The organism is Glycomyces paridis, from assembly GCF_004912155.1.
Taxonomy (GTDB): domain Bacteria; phylum Actinomycetota; class Actinomycetes; order Mycobacteriales; family Micromonosporaceae; genus Glycomyces; species Glycomyces paridis.
Window position 1 is genome coordinate 72,431 of record NZ_STGX01000004.1, and the last position, 19,420, is coordinate 91,850.

General features: G+C 70.9%; 19 protein-coding genes. 7 read left to right on the forward strand and 12 right to left on the reverse strand.

Translation table 11 applies throughout. The features are described 5' to 3' along the window. Nucleotides 1-64 precede the first annotated feature (64 nt). The 4 genes from E9998_RS06430 (at nt 65) to E9998_RS06445 (ending at nt 3,334) form a co-directional block, all read left to right on the forward strand. Nucleotides 65-850, forward strand: a complete 786-nt coding sequence (locus tag E9998_RS06430; protein WP_136528890.1) for a hypothetical protein — start codon at nt 65-67, stop codon at nt 848-850. 134 nt (nt 851-984) lie between these two features. Further along, the gene (locus E9998_RS06435; RefSeq protein WP_136528891.1) at nt 985-1,608 is read left to right on the forward strand and encodes a hypothetical protein; all 624 of its coding nucleotides are present in this window, start codon (nt 985-987) and stop codon (nt 1,606-1,608) included. Nucleotides 1,609-1,658: 50 nt separating this feature from the next. After that, nucleotides 1,659-2,543 (forward strand): sulfotransferase domain-containing protein, encoded by an 885-nt coding sequence (locus E9998_RS06440; RefSeq protein WP_204745295.1) that lies wholly within the window; start codon nt 1,659-1,661, stop codon nt 2,541-2,543. 113 nt (nt 2,544-2,656) lie between these two features. Next, on the forward strand, nt 2,657-3,334 hold the full coding sequence (locus E9998_RS06445) for a GOLPH3/VPS74 family protein (protein ID WP_136528892.1): 678 nt from the start codon (nt 2,657-2,659) through the stop codon (nt 3,332-3,334). 1 nt (nt 3,335) lies between these two features. Here E9998_RS06445 and E9998_RS06450 read toward each other — a convergent pair whose 3' ends face one another. Continuing rightward, complete coding sequence (locus E9998_RS06450; RefSeq protein ID WP_136528893.1) at nt 3,336-3,794, reverse strand: hypothetical protein; 459 nt, start codon at nt 3,792-3,794, stop codon at nt 3,336-3,338. Between the two features lie 186 nt (nt 3,795-3,980). Between E9998_RS06450 and E9998_RS06455 the strand changes: the two genes are divergently transcribed. Beyond that, complete coding sequence (locus E9998_RS06455; RefSeq protein ID WP_136528894.1) at nt 3,981-4,697, forward strand: DUF981 family protein; 717 nt, start codon at nt 3,981-3,983, stop codon at nt 4,695-4,697. A 41-nt stretch (nt 4,698-4,738) separates the two neighbouring features. Here E9998_RS06455 and E9998_RS06460 read toward each other — a convergent pair whose 3' ends face one another. The 3 genes from E9998_RS06460 to E9998_RS06470 all read right to left on the reverse strand — a co-directional run bounded on the left by E9998_RS06460 (nt 4,739) and on the right by E9998_RS06470 (nt 8,052). Beyond that, a complete protein-coding gene (locus tag E9998_RS06460; protein ID WP_158299712.1) occupies nt 4,739-5,857 on the reverse strand; it encodes a sulfotransferase family protein in 1,119 nt (372 codons plus the stop codon). A 345-nt stretch (nt 5,858-6,202) separates the two neighbouring features. Continuing rightward, the gene (locus E9998_RS06465) at nt 6,203-7,000 is read right to left on the reverse strand and encodes an NADPH-dependent oxidoreductase (protein ID WP_136529175.1); all 798 of its coding nucleotides are present in this window, start codon (nt 6,998-7,000) and stop codon (nt 6,203-6,205) included. 20 nt (nt 7,001-7,020) lie between these two features. Further along, the gene (locus E9998_RS06470) at nt 7,021-8,052 is read right to left on the reverse strand and encodes an aldo/keto reductase (protein ID WP_136528896.1); all 1,032 of its coding nucleotides are present in this window, start codon (nt 8,050-8,052) and stop codon (nt 7,021-7,023) included. 164 nt (nt 8,053-8,216) lie between these two features. Here E9998_RS06470 and E9998_RS06475 point away from each other — a divergent pair, with 164 nt between their 5' ends. After that, on the forward strand, nt 8,217-9,281 hold the full coding sequence (locus E9998_RS06475) for an LLM class flavin-dependent oxidoreductase (RefSeq protein WP_136528897.1): 1,065 nt from the start codon (nt 8,217-8,219) through the stop codon (nt 9,279-9,281). Between the two features lies 1 nt (nt 9,282). On the opposite strand, the gene E9998_RS06480 is transcribed toward E9998_RS06475, so the two are convergent. The 8 genes from E9998_RS06480 to E9998_RS06510 form a co-directional block, all read right to left on the reverse strand. Further along, entirely contained in the window at nt 9,283-11,004 is a 1,722-nt protein-coding gene (locus tag E9998_RS06480) for an AIPR family protein (protein ID WP_136528898.1), read from the reverse strand. Beyond that, nucleotides 11,001-14,303: a helicase HerA domain-containing protein gene (locus E9998_RS06485; RefSeq protein ID WP_158299713.1), complete on the reverse strand. Its 3,303-nt coding sequence runs from the start codon at nt 14,301-14,303 to the stop codon at nt 11,001-11,003. Before E9998_RS06485 ends, E9998_RS06480 begins: the two co-directional genes overlap by 4 nt. Further along, entirely contained in the window at nt 14,300-14,953 is a 654-nt protein-coding gene (locus E9998_RS25180; protein WP_158299714.1) for a hypothetical protein, read from the reverse strand. The genes E9998_RS06485 and E9998_RS25180 overlap by 4 nt, the downstream gene beginning before the upstream one ends. Before the next feature lie 138 nt (nt 14,954-15,091). Continuing rightward, a complete protein-coding gene (locus E9998_RS06490; RefSeq protein WP_204745297.1) occupies nt 15,092-15,502 on the reverse strand; it encodes a cupin domain-containing protein in 411 nt (136 codons plus the stop codon). A 121-nt stretch (nt 15,503-15,623) separates the two neighbouring features. Further along, the gene (locus tag E9998_RS06495) at nt 15,624-15,968 is read right to left on the reverse strand and encodes a thioredoxin family protein (protein ID WP_136528900.1); all 345 of its coding nucleotides are present in this window, start codon (nt 15,966-15,968) and stop codon (nt 15,624-15,626) included. A gap of 51 nt (nt 15,969-16,019) precedes the next feature. Beyond that, nucleotides 16,020-16,448 carry a winged helix-turn-helix transcriptional regulator gene (locus tag E9998_RS06500; RefSeq protein ID WP_136528901.1) on the reverse strand — a complete coding sequence of 143 codons (429 nt, stop codon included), beginning with the start codon at nt 16,446-16,448 and terminating at the stop codon, nt 16,020-16,022. A gap of 65 nt (nt 16,449-16,513) precedes the next feature. After that, the gene (locus tag E9998_RS06505) at nt 16,514-17,773 is read right to left on the reverse strand and encodes a DUF2786 domain-containing protein (RefSeq protein WP_136528902.1); all 1,260 of its coding nucleotides are present in this window, start codon (nt 17,771-17,773) and stop codon (nt 16,514-16,516) included. A 153-nt stretch (nt 17,774-17,926) separates the two neighbouring features. Beyond that, nucleotides 17,927-18,706, reverse strand: coding sequence for an MBL fold metallo-hydrolase (locus E9998_RS06510; protein WP_136528903.1), 780 nt, complete (start codon nt 18,704-18,706; stop codon nt 17,927-17,929). 63 nt (nt 18,707-18,769) lie between these two features. On the opposite strand from E9998_RS06510, the gene E9998_RS25185 reads away from it, so the two are divergent. Beyond that, nucleotides 18,770-19,408, forward strand: coding sequence for a TetR/AcrR family transcriptional regulator (locus tag E9998_RS25185; RefSeq protein WP_158299715.1), 639 nt, complete (start codon nt 18,770-18,772; stop codon nt 19,406-19,408). Nucleotides 19,409-19,420 lie beyond the last annotated feature (12 nt).

The window sequence follows — 19,420 nt, forward strand, 5'->3', positions numbered from 1 at the left end:
CCGGCCCAGGGGGAGCGCGGGGCGTGCCGTCAGTGAGCGGGAGTGGCTTGAGGCCGACGCCGAGATGGACCGGATGGCGGCGGCGCTCGCCGACATCGGGAACGCGATCGTCGACGTCGAGGACGCGTTCGAGCGCGAGCTGCAAGCCTGTCAGGCGCTCGCCGAGCTCACGCTGCCGATCTGGCAGAGCCATCCGAGGGCGCTCGACGGGTTCGTCACCAAGCTCGTTCTGCACGAGAAGCCCGGAGGCCGGGCGCTCGCGCTCATCGGCGCTTCCTTCATGCCCGGCAAGGTGGGTGAAGTCCTCGCAGATGCCCGCCTCGCCCTGCTTAAGGTCGGCAGGCGCGCAGGACTTCCAGTGTGGACGCACCTCCCGACCACACGCCCCGACCGCGCGCGCTTCCTCCTCACCGAGGAGGCCGACGAGTCCCGGTCGCCCGGCCTGTACTGCCTCTTCGAGCGCGGCGGCGCCGAGTTCGGCTGGTTCCTCGGCTTCGACCAGGACGACTGCGGCATCCCGGTCGCCTTCCAGCCCATACCGACACGCTTCTGCGCGGACCTCACCCGCAAGGTCCTCAACCGCGAGACCGCCGGCGGCCTCCACGACGTCCGGGAGCTCTCCGAGCCCGAGGGCCGCTGGCTCCTCGAATCGTCCCTCACCGCCCTTGAGACCCATGCCTTCAAGTTCTCCGACGCCAACGAGGAACTCGTGAAGGACAGCCAGGGACCGATCCTGCGCGAGCGCATCGCCTACACCGCACTCCTCCGCTGGTACCTCCACGAAGGACCCCCGACCCTCGCCCGCCCGCTCCCCAAACACGGCGGGCACCTGCCGTTCCAACCCTGGTGAAGCCCACTCCGCACCCTCCCGAACCCGAGAACGCGAAAGCGTGCGCTCAGCGGCCGAACCCTGCGTTTTCCGGATAGCGGCGCACGCGAGAACCGCCTTACCTTGAGGTTCCACCGTCAAGGCTTGGAGGACTCGTGCGCCCACCGACTCCACAACAGACGCCGCCCCCGTGGCAGCCGGTCAAGCTCGCCGACAAGGCGGCGGTCATCCTCATCGACCTCGCCGTCGTGTTGGGCCTCATGTGGTGCTGCATGTCCGGCCTCATCGTCGCCATGATGGGCGCGGGCGGGGACGGCGGCGGCCTCGTGGTCCCCTTGATGATCGGACTCCCGGTCCTGGCAATAGTGGACGCGGCCGTCCTCGGGAGCACCGGCTGCTACGTCGGCGGCGCGATCCGACGCGTCCACCTCGTCGACGTCCGCACCGGCGGTCCGATCGGCTTCTTCAAGGCGCTCCTGTTCAACCTGATCCTGGGCACGATCGTCGTCGTCGACCTCGGATTGAGCGCGGTCAGCGTCAACCGCGAGCTGCTCACCTGCCAGATCACCGGCACCAGGTACATCAAACTCCGCGAGGACGTCTCCCTCCCGGTCGGCCCGGTCGATCGCCTCAAGGGCATGCCGGTCAACGTGCATTGGGGCGAGGTGATCCCCACCCAGGAGATCGGCGACGCGATCCTGGGCCGCCACGACCCGCAGCCCGGCCAGCCTGGCGCCGCACCGCCGGAAACGCCTCCGCAGCCGCCCACCGCCAGGTAGCCGAAGCCAAAACCCATGCGGCACTTCGCGGGCGCGCCTAGACTCCTCCGGTGACCCCGTACCGATACCTCTCCGAGATGGAAGACAGCCACCGGTGGCTCGACTTCCCGATGCGCGACGACGACATCGTCATCAGCACCCGCTCCAAGCACGGCACCACCTGGACGCAGATGATCTGCGCCCTCCTGATCTTCCAGACCCCCGACCTCCCCGCGCCGCTCCCCGAGCTCTCCCCTTGGCTGGACTGGACGATCGCGCCTCGGGAGGCGGTGTTCGCGAGCCTCGAAGCGCAACGCCACCGCCGGTTCGTCAAGACCCACACCCCGCTCGACGGCATCCCCATCCATCCGACCGCCCGCTACATCGTCGTCGCCCGCCACCCCCTCGACGCCGCCGTCTCGCTGTACCACCAGGGCGCCAACCTGATCCGCGAGCGCATCGCCGAGCTCACCGGCACTCCGATCCCGGAGTCCAAAAGGGGCCAACGCCCGCCCGTGCACGACTGGGTCGCCGCCTGGACCCGCAGCACCAACGACCCGCGCGAGTTCCCCGACATGCTCCCCGGCGTCATGGCCCACCTGAGCGACGCCTGGACGAGGCGGGACGAGCCGAACCTCCTCCTCGTCCACTACGCCGACCTCGCCGCCGACCTCGAACGCGAGATGCGACGCATCGCCGCCTGGCTCACCATCGACGTGCCCGAATCCCGCTGGCCCGCCCTGGTCGAGGCCGCGGGCTTCGCGGCCATGAAGGCGAACGCCGACACCACCGTCCCAGATCCGGTGGGCCTCTTCCGAAACCGCGACGCCTTCTTCCGCCGTGGCGAATCCGGCGCAGCCGCCGAGCTGCTCACCCCCGAGGAACTCACCGCTTACCGGGCCCGAGTCCGCACCCTCATTCCCGACAACCTGTCCGACTGGCTCCACCGCCCATAGCCCCCGCCGATCGATAGGCACCAGCCCGGCGCGTCAAGATAACGGTGGCGCGGCGTGTGGGACAGGTTTTCGGGCGAGACTCATCGGGGGGCGGCTTGCATTAGGGTCGGCGCATGGAGACGCTGATCGTGGAAGACCTGCTGTTGCTGCTGCTCGATGACGAGAAGGGGCACATCGCCGGGGAGGGCACGCTGTATTACGCGCTCGGCGGGGCGGTGCTGCTCGAACTGGCGCTCACCGAGCGGGTGCGCGTCGAGGCCAAGAAGTCGGCCTTCGGGTCCTCGCTCATCCACGCCGTCGGCAGCGCGCCGCCCGCCGATCCGGTGCTCGCCGAGGCGTTCGGGAAGATCAGGGAGAAGCCGCGGACCGCGCAGTACCTCGTCACGACCCTCGGATCGCACCTGCGCACGCGGATCGCCGACAGGCTCGTGGAGCGGGGGCTGGTGCGCCGCGACACGAAGAAGGTGCTCGGCCTGTTCCGCTCCACCACGTGGCCCGCCGAGGACACCCGGCACGAGGACGAGCTGCGAGAGCGCATCCGGGCCGTGCTCGTCGACGGCGAGGACCCCGATCCGCGCACGGGCGCCGTCATCGCGCTGCTGTCGGCGAGCGGGCAGATGCCCGTGGTGCTCAGGTATCCCGGCGTTTCCGCAAGCGCCGTCGCGAAGCGGGTCAAGGCCGTGTCCGAAGGCCTGTGGGCCGCCGAGGCGGTCAAGGACGCGATCGTCGCGACGAACGCCGCCATCGCCGCGGCGGGGACGGCCGCGGTCATGACGGTGATCTCGCAGTAGGTCAGTCCTGGGGGAGGGTGGGGCCGACGTCGGCCGCGTCCTGGATGATCTCGACGATGGCGACCGCGGAGTCGCTGCTCGCGCAGCCGCCGTTGCCGTTGGAGGCCTTGTCGTCTCCGGCGGTCAAGGACCACGCGTAGTCGGGCATGACCGCGGGGCAGACCGTGTCGTCCTCGGGATCGACGGGGAAGTCTTCGGCCTCGACCAGTTCGGCGATCTCGGCGACCTGGTCCTCTGTCAGTGCGCCCGAGGCGGTCTCGGTGCCGGTGCGGTGCCAGGTGCCGTCCGGGGCGAACGCCACGGTCGCCTCCATCACGACGTTCAGGTTCTCGTCGGTCTCGGTGACCGAGAAGGTCACCAGCGGCATGGACGGCGGCGCGGCCTCGTCGGCGCTCTCGCCGGGCTGCGCGCAGGCGGTCAGGGCGAGGACGCCCGCTGCGATGATGCTCGTTCTCCACATGTGTCTGAGACGCACCGGAAGCGCCCCCGGTTCCCGACTTGCACCGGTCGGTCCGTCGCGAACATGGGCTCACGATCGACATCGGAGGCGGATTTCCGGGCGGTTCCAGGCGTGACGTGAGCGCACTGGAGCCCTGATATGTGGGTTTTTCGGATTTTTCGGCCGAGTCGGACTTACGATGCGGCCATGGACCTCGCAACGCCCATCGCGGCGGGCCTGAAGATCGACTGGGCCCAGATGCCTACGTACAACACGATCATGTCGGTCGCCGCCGGTGCCGGTCTGCTGCTCCTCGTCGCTCTCGCACGGCGGCTCGCCGACCGGGGTCGCGCGCTCGGCGCCGAGGGCTGGGCGATGGCGTTCGGCGTGCTCGGCACGATCCTCACGCTCACGGGCCTGCACATGACGCTGACGTGGCCGCTGGCCGCGGGCGGGTTCCCGTTCGACAACGTCATCTTCGGCGAACCGGCCCTCGCCTTCGGCGTGCTGCTCCTGTTCGCCGCGTTCTACCTGTGGCGCAGGGCGGACCGGCTCGAAGAGGCGCCCGACCGGCTCGCGACGGCCGGTGAGGCCGCCGGGCCGGTGTCGGTGTTCGTCTTCGGCATGGGCTTGGCGGCCATAGCGATCGCCTTCGCGGGCGTGGGCTACGAGCTGTTCGCCGCGCCGCCCGAAGAGCCGATCTCCGGAGAGTTCGCCGACTACCCGATGGTCGAGGCGGTGTTCATCTCGGGCCTGTACGCGCTCGTCGGCGTCGGCGGCGTCCTCTTCCCGTTCGCGCTCAAGGCGAAGCGGTGGGCGTTCACCCTCACCCAGATCTGCTGGTTCCTCGCGGGCCTGGCGTTCCTGCTCTTCGGCGCGCTGAACTACTTCACCCACATCGGACTCATCGTCAACACCATGTAGGCAAAAGGCACAGGGGCCGCGGCGGGCCGAACCCGCCGCGGTCACCTCATGCCGTGGACCATGCGGGCGTAGTCGCCGAAGGCCCGGTCGATCATGTCGGGGTCGAGGCCGTAGTGCCCGAGGCTGTACTCGTGGCCGCGCTTCATCCACGGGCGCTCCATGGCGGCGCGGAGGTTGTCCTCGTCGGCGCCCTTCCACTCCATGTCGAGCTTCTTGAAGATGGCGGGCATCTCCTCGAACGGGTTGGCCGTCAGCTGGTGGTAGGAGACGTCGACGACGCGCTCGCGGGGCAGGTGGGTGCGCACGTCGCGCCCGACGCGCACCATCTGGGAGAGCATCTCCAGCCAGTCGCGGCCGATGTCGTGCGGGTCGTAGGTGCGGTTGCACAGGGCCACACCGGTCTCCATGAGGGAGCACCAGGAGCCCATGACCGTGTTCGGGTCGCGGTGCGTCCACATGATCTTGGCGTCCGGGAACACCTTGAGGAGGGTCTCCAGGTGTTCGAGGTGGTAGGGGGACTTCAGGACCCAGCGGCGGCGCGGCCCGCCCGCCTGGAGGGTCTGGAGGACGGCCTTGTAGTACTGGAAGTCGGGCAGGAAGTCGCGCGTCTCCAGGAACTCGCGGTAGCCGGGCATCCGCGAGCACACGAGCCAGTTGCGGCCGTGGGGAAGCGCGAAGACGCACTCTTCAGGGGACTCGGGCTCCATCGCGTGGATCTGCGGGAGCGCCGGGGAGAACTTGTGGCCGAAGCTCGCGGCCTGGCGGGCGACCTTGATGCGGCGCTTGCGGTCCGCGGGGTCCATGTCGGCGCGGTCGGTCGCCTGGAGCTCCCACATGAGCGGCGCCCGGTTGCCCTCGTGCTTGGCGAGGATCTTGTGCGCGAGCGTCGTCGCGGTGCGCGGCAGGCCGGTGACGATGATCGGCGCCTCGATGCGCTCCTGAGCGATCTCGGGGTGCTCGGCGAGCAGGCGGCGGACGCGGAAGCGGTTCGTCATGCGCCCGCGGATATCGCCGGTGATGCCCATCCAGCCCACGCCCGACATGCTGCGTACGGCGGCGGCCTCGCGAATGAGGAACCGGTACTCCTCAAGGAAGGCCTCGTCGCCGGCGGCGCTGCCGACCGAGGCGGCCTCGGCCTGGGCGACGAGCTTGTCGAACACCTCGTCCACCTTGCCTCGCTGGCGATTCGCCGATGACTGCATCATCGCGTTGACGGGGCCGACCATTCGGGATACGCGTCGCACGGAACCGAGTCCTTTCGAGGGGCTGTCGTTCGAGGGCCGTCTGACGGGGGCGCAGCGGGGCTCTGCTGCGCATCCTGGCATGGTCCGTCACGGGCGGTGCGACCGGGCCCAGTGGGTCTCATGGTTTCAACGGGTCCCCGGTGGCGGCACGCGTATGCCTGCGATGGTTTGCCCTGCAATGCAACGACTCTCGAAAGACGCGGGCGGAGACGGCGTCGCCGTCTCCGCCCGGGTCCGGCGGTCTGCCGTTGGGCCGCAACCTCACCGCGAAGGCAGGCCGAGCCTGAACAGGGTCTCGCGCAGGGCGTGGCGCCCGCCCATCGACTCGGGTCCCTTGAGCCGGGCCAGGATGCGGTCGGTCCAGGTGCCGGGCAGGCCGAACCGCGTGTTGTAGGCGCGCAGCCGCTCGTCGTACACCGGCAGGTGCGCGTCGGCCGCCGCCGCGTCGTAGCGTTCGCGGTGGAGGACGGCCTCGCGCGGCAGGCGCGGCTTGACGTCGGCCCGCTCGCTCGGATCGGGCTCCCCCACGGCCAGGCCGAAGGCGGCCACCGCGTGCGCAGGCAGGCCCAGCTCCTCGGCGACCTCCAAGGGGCGGTTGCGGATCGCCCCCACGAACACGGTGCCGAGGCCGAGCGACTCGGCCGCGACCACGGCGTTCTGCGCCGCCAGTGCGGTGTCGATGAACCCGATCACGGTGGTCTCCAGGTAGTCCGGCGCGCAGATCACCGCCCCCGCGCGCTCGGCGAGGCGCCGCGCCCTGCCCAGGTCGGCGATCCACACCAGGAACAGCGGCGCCCGCTCGATGAAGCCCTGGCCCGCCGAGAGCTCGGCCAGGCGGGCCTTGCGGGCCGGGTCCCGCACGGCCACAACGCTCCAGGGCTGGAGGTTCGAGGAGGTCGGCGCGGACTGCGCGGCAGTCACGAGCGCTTCGAGCTCGGCCTCGGTGACGTCCCTCGGCCCGAACTCGCGTACCGAGCGGTGTTCGAGTTGCACCCGCAGGACCGCGGTGTCGGCGCCGATCGCGGCGCCGGGCTCGCCGTAGCGGGCCGCGGCCGACAGGGTCGGGGAGTCGGCCATCGTCAGCGCCCCAGCCCGGTGCCGTCGACGCCGTGCTCGTCGATGACGGCCAGCTCGTCGTCGGTGAGCGCGGGGAAGCCGAGCGCTGCGACGTTGTGGTCGAGCTGCCAGGTGGAGGAGGCGCCGATGAGCGCCGAGGTGACCTCCGGGCGGCGCAGGACCCATTGCAGCGCAAGCTGGGCGAGGGACTGGCCGCGCTCGGCCGCAAGGTCGTTCAGGGCCGAGGCGCGCTTGCGGTACTCGTCGTCGATCTGCTCGGGCTTGAGGAAGGCCGAGTTCGCGGCGCGGGCCCCGGCAGGGATCTCGTTGAGGTACTTGTCGGTCAGAAGCCCTTGGGCGAGCGGGGAGTAGACGACGAGGCCGAACCCATCCGAGGCGGCGAGGTCGATGAGGCCGTTCAGCTCCGGGGTCCGGTCGAAGATCGAGTAGCGCGGCTGGTGCACCAGGAGCGGGACGCCCGCCCCGCGCAGCAGCACGGCGGCCTCGTGCGCCTGCTCGGGGCCGTAGTTGGAGACGCCGACGTAGAGCGCCTTGCCCTGCTGGACGGCGCTGAGGAGCGCGCCCGCGGTCTCCTCGATCGGCACCGTGGGGTCGGGGCGGTGGTGGTAGAAGACGTCGACGTAGTCGGTGCCGAGGTCGCGCAGGCTGTGGTCGAGGGAGTTGAGGAGGGTCTTGCGCGAGCCGCCCTTGAGGTAGGGGCTGGGGCCGATGGGGTTGCCGGCCTTGGTGGAGAGGACGATCTCGTCGCGGTAGGGGGCGAGGTCCCTGGCGAGGACGTCGCCGAAGCCCTGCTGGGCGGCGCGGTGGGGCGGGCCGTACCGGTCGGCGTTGTCGAAGTGGGTGATGCCCAGGTCGAAGGCGTGCAGGACGATGTCGCGCTGGATCTGGGCGGGGTAGTCGGTGCCGAACTTCTGCCAGAGCCCGAGGGAGAGCGCGGGCAGGTCGAGGCCGGAGGCCCCGGCCCGGCGGTACGGGAGGCGCTCGTAGCGGAAGTCGGCGGCCGCGTAGGTCTTCTCGAATGCGCCGTGTGCCATGGGGTTCGCCTTTCATCGGAGTGGTCGCGGCCGGCGGGCCGACCGGGTCAACGTGCCACGGCCGCCCGCGGCCGCGTGAGGCGGGGAAGCACTCCTCGCATAATCTCTATCATAGCGATAGGATAACTAGACAATCAACGCCTCGTCGATGGGAAGACCCGCTCATGAGCTCCGAACACCTCTGGTACATCCCGAACCAGGTCGACCCCGGCCACCGCGGCGACGACGCCGTCGAAGGCCACAACAGCCTCGCCACCCTCACCTCCCACGCCGAGGCCCTCGAAGCCCACGGCTGGGGCGGCGCCCTCATCGGCACCGGCTGGAGCCGCCCCGACACCTTCACCGTCGCCACCGCCCTCGCCGCCCGCACCACCCACTTCAAACCGCTCATCGCCATCCGCCCCGGCTACTGGCGCCCCGCCAACTTCGCCTCCGCCGCCGCCACCCTCGACCACCTCACCGGCGGCCGCGTCCTCGTCAACATCGTCTCCGGACGCGACGACCTCGCCGCCTACGGCGACACCGAAGGCGACCAGGCCCACCGCTACGCCCGCACCAAGGAGTTCATCCAGCTCATCCGCCGACTGTGGACGGAGGAACGCGTCACCTACGACGGCGAGCACTTCCAGGTCGCCGACTCCACCGTCACCCCGCGCCCCGTCGTCCACGGCGACCGCCGCCACCCCCGCCTCTACTTCGGCGGCGCCTCCGAAGCCGCCGAACAGGTCGCCGCCGCCGAGGCCGACGTCCAGCTCTTCTGGGGCGAACCGCTCGACGGCGTCCGCGAGCGCATCGAGCGCCTCCGCAACCTCGCCGACAAGCTCGGCCGCGAACACGCCCCGCTGGAGTTCGGCCTGCGCATCACCACCCTCGTGCGCGACACCACCGAACAGGCCTGGGCCGACGCCGAAGCCAAGGTCGCCAAGATGGCCGAGGCCCGCGGCGAGTCCTGGCGCGACTTCGACCGCCGCACCGCCGTCGGCCAGCAGCGACTCTTCGACCTCGCCGAACGCGGCGTCGTCCTCGACGACAACCTCTACACCGCCCCCGGCCGCTTCGGCGGCGGCGGCGCCGGCACCACCTGGCTCGTCGGCTCCCCCACCGACGTCGCAAACTCCCTCAACAAATACCGCGACCTCGGCGTCACCCACTTCGTCCTCTCCGACACCCCCTACCTCCCGGAGATCCGACGCCAGGGAGACCAGCTCCTCCCCCTCCTCCGCGACTGAATCAGCGGGGGCGCACGGCTTCGAGGAAGCGGACGGCGAAGGTGCGGGTGCGGACGAGGTCGTTGAGGCGTTGGCCGGACTCGTCGGCGTCGAGGAGGCGTTCGAGGTGGGGAACTGCTTCTCCCACGGCGCGTTCGAACTCGTCGCGCTCCCAGACGCGGTCGAGGAGGGCTTCGCAGTGCTTGCGGGCCTGGCGGGGGCCGGTCGGGAGATCGCCGGCGGCGAGGCGGCGGACGACGGCGGCCATGAGGAGGAAGCGGGCGGGCTTCCAGCGGCTGTCGACGCGGTTGTTGCGCAGGAGCCAGCCCATCTGGTACCAGACGGAGGCGGCCGCGTAGTAGACGATCGGCTCGTCGTTCGGCTGGAAGATGGTGAGCCGCTGGTCCTTCAGGAGCGCGGCGGGGCGGGTGGCCTCGTGCGCGCGGCCGCGGAAGACCGCCGCGTACGACTGGGCGAGGTGGCTCTGCTTGAGCACGCGCGTCTTGGTGACCGAGGGGTCGGCGTCGAACTGGCCGGTGCGCCGCTCGTAACGGAGCCGCCTGTCGCCCTTGGTGGTCAGGAAGTACGCCTCGATGTCGCGGTGGATCGTCCGGTCCGCGCTCAGGTTCTCCTTCGCGATGAGCGTCTGGCGGTTCGTCGCGAGCGTGATCTCCCCCGAGACGCCCACGTCGTCGGGGCGCGGCTCGATCACGGTGACCTTGACGTGCACGTCGTCGGTGAGCCGCTCGCGGTTCTCGAAGAGCACGTTGCCGGTCTGGCAGCCGTTGACGATCTGGAAGTCGCTCATCGAGCACTGCTGGCCCGAGACGTTGAAGCTGCGCGCGATCACGGTGATGCCGTTGTTGAGCACCGCGAACCGGCCCTTCCTGACCGGCTCGCCGAGCGTGGTGCGGATGCCGTCGTTGACCTCGTTGCTCTCGCCGAGGAACGGCCGCAGGTTGTCCTCGAACAGGAAGGTCCGCAGGCTCCCGCCCTCGTCCACGAGGAGGTCGCGGACGAACGCCTTGGCGGGCAGCGTCCCCATCCAGGCCTGCTGGACGCCGTTCATCGGCGGCATGGAGAGCTTGTTGGGCCAGTCGAACTCGACGCGGACCTTCCGGTTCGCGAGCTGGTGGAGCCGCTGGAGCTGCCGGAAGCCGACCACCTCCACGGTCGCCGAGTCGAAGCGCCCCAGGCCTTCCAGGGTCAGCCTGGCGGATTCGCACTTGGCGAGCAGATCGGCGTTGGGCTCCTGTCCGGTGTGGACGTACCGGACGGCGAGGCGCGGGCTCCCCGCCGCGTTCCGGTGGTGCCGCTCGAAGACCACCTTGAGGGCCTCGTGCAGCTCGACCACCCGCGGCGACGCGCTGTACGACATCGGCTCCTTGGAGCAGATCTGCTCAAGGTTGTCCTTCAGGTCCGCGACCACCTTCTCTTCGGCCGAGCCGCTCCGCTTGGCCTGCAACACGATCACGACCACATTCATCTCGCGGGCGGCCTCGACGGCGCCGCGCACCGAGTCGAGGTCGTGGTACAGCTCGCCGTTGACGACGATCCCCCACGCGTCCACCCCGCGGTCCTGGCTCCCGCCGGTGCGGTGCGCCTCGGGGTCGAAGTCCTCCTCGTGGAAATGGTGCAGCACGCAGTGCGCGGCGAACGCCTCGAACAGCTCCGCGTCGTCCAGATCCGTCAGGTCCCGCGCTTCCTTGAACTCCGCGAGCAACTCCTGGATCACCTCGTTCACGCCGCGCCTCCTGACTGGATCGCGGCCAGGATCTCGTCGGCCGTCGGGGCCGTCGGCGGATGGTGGCTCAGGCACATCGGTGCGTCGACGCGCTCGGTCGGCTTCCCGTCGGCCACGAGGTAGAACTGCCCCTGCCGCAGATGCGCGAGGTCCACAGGGGAGCCGCCGGTCTGCAAGGCGACGTCCGAGGCCGCCGCGATCTGCGTCGGCGAGTTCATCCGCCCGTACCAGTGCGTCGCGCAGTTCCCGACGATCCGGTTGTGGATCCCCTTCGGCGACTGCGTCGCGAACAGCATCCCCAGCCCGTACTTCCGCGCCTGCGAGGCCAGCGCGATCGTGGAGGCCAGGCAGATCGACGAGCCCGTCGACGGCGCGAGGTTCTGCGCCTCGTCGAGCACGAACAGGCCCGACAGCGGCCGGTCCACGGCCGGATGCTGTTTGGCCCAGGCGAACAGCGCGAGTTCGAGCTGGTTGACGAACCCTTGCCGCTGCTCCTCGGCGGGCAGCCCCATGAAGTTCACGACCGAGACCCGGGCCCGCTTGCCCTCGCTCGGCGTCAACAGCAGGCCCGGGTCCACAGGGGAGCCGTCACCGGCGAACACCCGGTCGTTGACCACGGCCGCACGGAGTGTCGCCGCGATCTGCGCGGCGGTCTCGGGAGCCTTCGCGAAGGAGCTGGCGTCCTCGGGCAGCTCGTCGAGGTAGTCGAGGAACGCGCCGAAGTCGGAGCGGCCGCGCTCGGCGAACCCCTCCAGCGCCTCCTTGAGGATCGCCCGCGAGCGGTCGTCCTTCGCGGTCGAACGCCCGATCCGCGCGCGCGGCACCAGCGACGACACGGCAGTCTCGATGGCCTGCTCGAAGTCGTCCTGGTCGTCGCGCACCGACGCGAAGTCGGGCAGCGGCTGGAAGCTCAACGGCCGCCCGCTCTTGCGCCCCGGCGTCCACACCACCACCTCGACCTCGTCGTGGTAGCGCCGAGCCGCCTCCTCGTCCCCGTCGAACCACGACTCCGGCCGGGCCGGCCAGGCCGTCCCCAGCCGTGCGAGGTCGTTGTTCGAGTCGAGCACGATCGAGGAGACCCCTTGCAGCGCGGCCGATTCGATGATCCGCCGCAGCAGCACGGTCTTGCCCGAGCCCGAGCCGGCGAAGACCCCGGTGTGTTTGGCCATCTTCTGGAGGTCGAGGTGCAGGTGGCGGCCGTCTTCACGGAGCGCGACCGGAACCGCTTCTGGGAGCGGGTCCTCCGGGTCGGCCTCCGGCCCGGTGCCCGCGGTGTCGATGACGACCTGGCCCTTGCCCGAGTCCCCGATCGCGCCGATCGAGGAGCTCGACTTGTCCCCGATCGCCCCGACGTAGACGTTCCCGCCTCTGGCGTTGCCGCCGTTCGCCACCGCGTGCGCCCTGACCGGCGGCAGCGCCACGTCGATGAACCTGGGCTCCTGAACGCTCGGCGTCGTCGCGGTCGGCGCGCCGGTGGGCTGCACCGGCTCCCGCTCGCTCCCCTGCTCGGGCGGGTCGCCGAAGACGGCCCGCATGAGCACGGTGTGCGAGGCGGGTCGACGGGCGCGGAGCCAGTCTCGGAAGCCGGGGAGGTGCTTGCCCTCCATCGCCCTGAGTGCGTCGAAGGTCCGGAGGTCCTCTTCGCTGGCCATGATGATGTGGCCTGCTTCGGCGAAGCGCTCGACCACGGTGGCGGTCTGCGAGCCGCTCCCCCAGCCCTCCCATCCGGCGTAAGGCGCGGTCACCCAGAGCACGCCGTGCCCGTCCCACACGGACTTCGGCTGCCCGAGCTTCGCGCGGCGGTACAGGCCGTCGACGCGGCTGCGGACGGCGTTCGGGTGGGTGTTCGCGATCGCGAGGAAGCTCCAGCTCGACTTGGGTTCGGCGTCCGCGTCGACCAGTTCCGCATGGAAGTGCTGACCGGTTCCGACCTGCGCTTCTACCTTCCATGAGGCGAAGCGGCCGTCCTCGGCGACCATCGCTTGCAGGGCCGCCTTGAGCAGCGGTGTGAAGTGCGGCTTCGCAGTGTCCGGGTCCGCGAACGCGGCGACGTCGGTCTGCGCCCGCAGCGCGGCGAAGACGTCGTCCAGGTTCTCGTCGAACACCGCCGGCCTCGGGCGCGGCGCGGGTGCCTCCCGCTCGGCTTCGAGCGGGCCGGACTCCACGACTTCGCCGTTGTCGAGGCAGCGGTTGAGGTGCGCGGAGGCGCAGGTCAGGAGTTGCCTGGGCCCGAACAGCGTCGCGGTCGAGAGCGCCAGCTCGCCGAACGGATAGGAGGGGTAGGGCGGATCGAATCCGGCCTCGTCGTAGATGGGGGCCAAGACTGCGGCGAGGAGCCTGCCGCCCACTTCGGCGTCGGGCAGGGAGCGGTCGAGTGTGACCGCCTTCTCGAAGCGGGCCAGGACGGTGTCGGCGACGTTCTGCCGGAACTCCTCCCAGGTGCCGTCGATGCAGGAGAGCAGGACCGTGGTGCGGCGGGTGGCGTCGCGCAGGTCGGTGAGGCCGTTGCCGAGGATGTCGAGCAGTTCGCCCGCTCCCGCCGTCCCCACCGCGGTGCCGCGGGAGGAGGCCCGCACGATCTCGTCGACCTGGTCGACCGCGATGAGCGTCGGACCGCACAGCGCCATGAGCTGCGACAGGTCGCGCACGATCGCCGCGGGAGGCCGCGGCGACACCTTGGGGAAACCGGGCACCTCGGCTTCGTCGCCGTGCAGGAGGAGGTCGGCGGCCTGGGCCATGATCTCGTCGGCGGCGTGGAGGAGCAGCAGTGCCCGGAGCGTGTTCCTCGCCGGGGCGACGCTGGGGTCCAGGGCCCGCACCGCCTCCAGGAAGTTCGCGACCGAATCGGGGTCGGGCTGGCGCTCGCCGAGGAGGCGTTTGCGAACTTCGGTGGGGACGTCGGCGGCCCGCGCGAGCGATTCGAGCAGGTGGCTGAGGCCGGTCTCGCTCATGCGGTGCGGCATGGTGAAGGCGGTGAGGTAGCTGTCCGCCAGGCTCTCCCAGAAGTCGCGCACGTTGATGATGTTGAGCCGCACGAAGAACCCGCCGCGGTCCTGGATCTTCTGACGCGCGACGCCGGCGAGGTGGCTCTTGCCGCTGCCGCCGCTGCCGACGATCGGCAGGCCGGTCACGCTCGACCGGGGGCTTCGCGCGGCGGCGTTGATGCGCGCCTCGACGGCGCGGAGCGCGGCTTCGTTGATGCCCTTGACATGCGGCCTCGACGAGTCGTGCCAGATGTCGTCGGGGGTGACGGCGAAGTCGCTCGGGGCCAGTCGGAGCGCTTCGAGCGCGGTGGTCATCGCGCCTCGATCGCCAGGAGATGCAGGTATCGGCCTCCGATCCAGACCGCCGCCTCGCGGTCGGCTTCGGTGAGGGTCTTCTGGTTCGACTCGGGGATGAGGACGATCTCGTGCGCGCCGAACAGCTCGGTGAGTGTCTTGTCCAGCTCGTCGCGGTCGATGTCGGCGAGGTGCTCGCGCAAGTGCCGCAACGGAACCCATTCGTTGACCGGGCCGAGGAGGTTCGGGTAGGCCTCGCGGATCGCCGCCTCGGTCTCGGAGACGGCGGTCTCGGGCGCGGCCGGGGGCTCCGGTTCCTCGGCGGGGTAGACGTCGGCGAACTCGGCGCCGATGCGGTCGAGGTGGGCGGACAGGTCGTTGGCGATGGCCCAGAGCACGCGGGCGGTGCGCACGCTGACCTTCTCCGGGCGGGCGCCCCTGAGCAGGCGGCGGGCTTCGAGCCGGCCGTCGTCGGTGAGCTTGTAGCGGTAGCCGCGTCCTTCTTTGTGGCGCTTGACGAGACCGTGCTCGGTGATCTCCTTCAGCTCGCCCTTGCCGACGCTCTCGGCGCCGTAGAGCTCCTTGAAATCCGTGGTGGTGCCCGAACCTCGCAGGTGCACCAGCGCGAGGAGGAGGTTGATCGTGGGGATGGAGAGTTGCAGCTCTGACACGCGGGGGTTCCGTTCCAGGACGACCGAACAGGGATGGGGGCCGGATACCGGCACCCTACCGGCTCCGCCCGCGTGTGTCAGCCCGCGCGTCCCGAATGGATGAACCTGTGGACGGTCCCGCTCACCGTGCGGGACCTGCTATTCGAGGAGTTCGGCGTCGTACTGTTCGAAGAGGAGCCGCATTGCTTCGGGTGTTCGGTCGGACGCGGCGTGGATCGCGTTGATGAGCGCGTTCGTCTTGGCGCCCATGACGAGCAGGTACCGCGCCGGTTCGGGGCGGGGGTTCCAGTAGGTGTGCGCGGTGCCGCCGGGGACGATCGCGGCGCCGCCCGCGGGGACCTCGACCTCCTCGTCGCCGATGCGAACTCCTAGGGCGCCTTCGAGGACGTACCAGGCCTCGTCGTCGCCGTGGCGGTGCAGCGGCGCCTGGTAGAGGCGCTCGCCGCCGGTCGCGCCCTCGGCCTCCCATTCGGCCAGCGCCATGTCGGCGCCGGGAGGGGCCAGGGTGCGCCCGCGCATCGCGGGCTCGAAGAACTCAGGTGCCGACACGGGCCTCACCACCTCGCTGGTCGAAGGATTCGACCGTACCGCCCGGGTCCGTCAGATCCGGGCGGTCGCCGGTTCGGGGCGGGCGACCGGCGGCACGGGCCGCCGGTCGCGGAGCGACCGTTCAGCCGATGGAAGAGGCCGCCTGGGCGAGGTGCGGCTCCAGTTCGCGGAGGATCGCGGATCGCGGCCGTGCGCCCATCACCTGCGTGACGACCTCGCCGGAGACGAACAGGGCCAGGGTCGGCATGCCCATGACCTGGTACTTCCTGGTGGTCTCCGGGTTGGTGTCGACGTCGAGCGCGACCACTCGCAGCCGGTCGCGCTCGGTCTCGGCGATCTGTTCGAGCACGGGGGCGATGGTCTTGCACGGAGGGCACCAGTCGGCGGTGAATTCGACGAGTACGGGGAGGGTGCTGGCCAGGACGTCGTCGGCGAAGGCGGCGTCGGTGGTCTCGTTGAGCGACATGCGGAGTCCTTCTTTCCAAGGTTCTTGTGGTGGTGGCGGGGGTGAAGGCGGTCAGCTGCGGACCTCGGCGATGAGGCGCCCGTGCGGGTCGATCCGCTCGCCGCACTCGCATTGCAGGGTCGCGGTGACGCGGCCGCCGCAGCTGCTGTGCCGGTAGACGATCTCGGGGAGGGCGCCCTCGGCGAGATGGCGTTCGCCCCAGTCGGACAGCGCCGACAGGACGGGGAGCAGGTCGATCCCCGCTTCGGTGAGCACGTATTCGTGGCGGGAGCGCTGGCCGGGCCGGCGGTACGGGCGCGTGGCGAGGAGCCCGGCCTCGGTGAGGCGGTGCAGGCGATCGGAGAGCACCTGCCGGGGCGCCCCGGTCGAGGCCTGCAACTGGTCGAACCGGCGCAGGCCGAGTGCCGTGTCGCGGACGATCAGCAGGGCCCATCGGTCCCCGACGACGCTGGCGAGCACCTCCGCGATGCAGTTCCTCATGAGTGCAGAGTCTAGACTTCGAACTCAGGTTCTGCCAGTCTTCGGGACCGAGACTTCAGCGAGCCTCAGCTCCGGGTGATGGACGGCCCCGCACCCAGTTGGGCGGCGTCGGCGGCGGCGCGGCCGGCCATGTGGCCCTCGTAGTCGGAGATGCGCAGGGAGCGGCCGGATTTGAGGCGGGGGAAGAGGGACTTGGTCCGGGCCTCGACCTGCTCGTCGCGACCGCGCATCACCGGGACGAGGTCGGTGCCGGTCTCGGCCGCCATCTCGCGTTCGGTGTCCTCGGCGGATTCCCGAAGGCGCTCACCGATTCTGAACGCGAAGGAGGCGAGGAAGGACTGGCGGAAGGAACGGGTGCGGGGGCGCCCGTACTCGTCGGTCCGGGACCCGGCGCGGGTCATCGCGGCGGTGGCCTGCACGAGGAGTGAGTTGTAGAGCAGTTCGACCGAGCGGAGGTCGTCGCGGTCGCCGATGAGGGTGGTGAAGCCGCCTTCGGGCCAGTGCACCGACTTGCAGTGGTTGGCGTGGGCGATCTGCGCGAGCAGTTCGGACTTGGACGACTCGTAGGGCCGCTCCACGAGCACCCGGATCGCCTCCGGTTCGCGCTTGTCAGTGCCGGTGCGCGACAGGAGCGCCTCGTTGATGCTGTGGCGGGCGATGAGCTGCTGGGCCTTGGCGGTGAAGGCCTCCGCTTCGGCGTCGGCGTCGGTGGACTCGGCCTTCGCCAGGAGGGCGCGGATGCGCTCGTAGACCTTTGAGGACTCATTGCCGGTGAAGCCGTGCACGAGTACGGGACTGCCGGGGAGCGGTTCGACGCGGGGGATGCCCGGGAGGTCCTCGATGCGGTCGGTCGCCTCCAGGACGGCCGCCCACAGGACGATCCGGTCCCACCGGCCCAGCCCGGCGGCGGCCTCGGCGACCCCCGCGTACGGGCCGTGCTCGGCCAGGGCGTCGCGCTGGTCCTGCCAGCGGTCGCTCAGGTGCGTGCGGGGGTAGCGGGCGAGCTGGCCCCTCATGAGGATCGCGCCCGCGCGCACGGCCTCGTCGCTGCGGGAGCGGCGCAGCGCGCCGACGGCTTCCTGCGGCATCCAGCCGCGCTGCCAGGCCTGCTCGACGGCGTCGTCGCCGAAGCCGGCGAAGGCGAGCGCGAGGAGGCCGGGCCATTCGGCGTCGCCGGAGAGGCCTTCGAGGGCGGCGGCGGCGTCGACCCAGTCGGGCGGTTCGCAGGCGCCGCAGTCGCAGGCGGTGAGCTGGAGGGCGCCGAGGACGGCCTGGCGGGCGCGGGCGTCGGGCGGCAGGGCGTCGAGGTCGTAGGCGTGGGGCACGGACCGGGCCGTGCCCGTCCGCGCGCGCTTGCAGGCGCCTCGCTTGCGCCGCTGGTTCTTTGCTCCCACCGAATCCCCCGCGCCAAGGGTACGCGCCGCAGCTGGGATCGGCGCGAACCGAGGCGGCGGACACCTCGGGGCGATATGCGGCGTTCAGGCTCCTCGTTTCGCCGCATCCGGAGCGATGACACTGCGCAGGCCGGTGGGCAGGATGCGCACTTCGGTGCGCGGGGCGAGTCGCGCGGCGGCGCGGCGGTAGTTCTCGGGGTCGCGGTCCTTGTTCGTGAGCAGTCGGTCGCCGACGGGGCCGCTCGAGAACGCGTAGTGGTGGGGTACGACCACGTCCGGGTCGAGGACGGCGGTGAGCCGGGCGGCGTCCTCGGCGTCCATGACGACCTTGCGGTTGAACAGGGGCCGGATGCGCAGGCCGTTGGTGGGCAGCAGGGCCAGTGTGAGGTGCCCGAACCTGCGCGGGATCTCGTCGAGCTCGGGGATGTACAGGCTGTCGCCGGCGAAGTAGACGGTCGTGTCCTCGCGGCTGAGCACGAACGTGGTCTCGGGGACCTTGTGCCGCGCCGGCACCGCGGTGATCCGGGTGGAGCCGAGCGTCGTCGACGCCCACCACCGCGGCCCATGGAAGGACTCCAGGCCCGCGGTCTTCGCACGGTCGGCGACGGAGGGGTCGCCGACGACGGGCACGTTCCGGCGACCGGCGGATGCGAGGGCGTCGAGGTCGCTGTGATCGCGGTGGGCGTGGCTGACGAGTACGCCGGTGAGGGCCGGAAGGTCGGCGGCCGTGTGGGAGCGGGGCTCGCCGGCGCGGTAGACCGGCGAGTGGTCGGCGAACCAGGGGTCGGTGAGGAAGACATCCTCGCCGAGGGAGATAAGCATGCAGCTGTGGGCGATGCGGGTGACGGACACTTCGACGGCCATGGAATACCCCTAACTAGACAACCGTAAGGTTACGGCTGTCAGGTTATAGCGTAGGATCGCGCCATGGCAAGTGGGCGAGAGCGGAACCGGCGCGGGCAAGGCGGGCTGCTGCGGGAGGAGATCCTCGACGCGGCGCACGCGGTCCTGGTCGAGTCCGGTGGCGAGGGCGCGGTCACCATCCGGGGCGTGGCGCGCAAGGCCGGCATCGCCCCGCAGAGCTGCTACCTGCACTTCGCCACCCGCGACGACCTCTTGTGGGCGCTGTACGCCAGGGAGTTCGACCGGTTGCACGCCCGATTGTTGGCGGCGGGCGCGGACGCGCCTCCGCTGGAGCGGCTGCGCGCCCGCGCCCGCGCGTACTGCGCGTTCGCGATGGACGAACCGGGCGCGTACGCCCTGCTCTTCCAGACCCGCGGCGTCGCCGAGCACGACTGGGACGGTCGGCTGCCGGGCCGGGCGACCATCGAACTGTGGGTCGCCACCGTCGCGGCCGTCGTCGACGACGGCCGCGACGCGCTCGTGGCCGCGACCGAGCTCTGGGCAGCCCTTCACGGATCGGTCACGCTGCGGCGGGACCTTCCCGCGTTCACCTGGCCCCTCGGGCAGGACGAGACCATCGACCGGGTCATCCGCGCCCTGGTGGCGCCGCGATTCCCGCGTTCGGACGCGGCGGGCCCGGAGCCGGTCGAGGACCGGGGCTGACGCCCCCGGCCC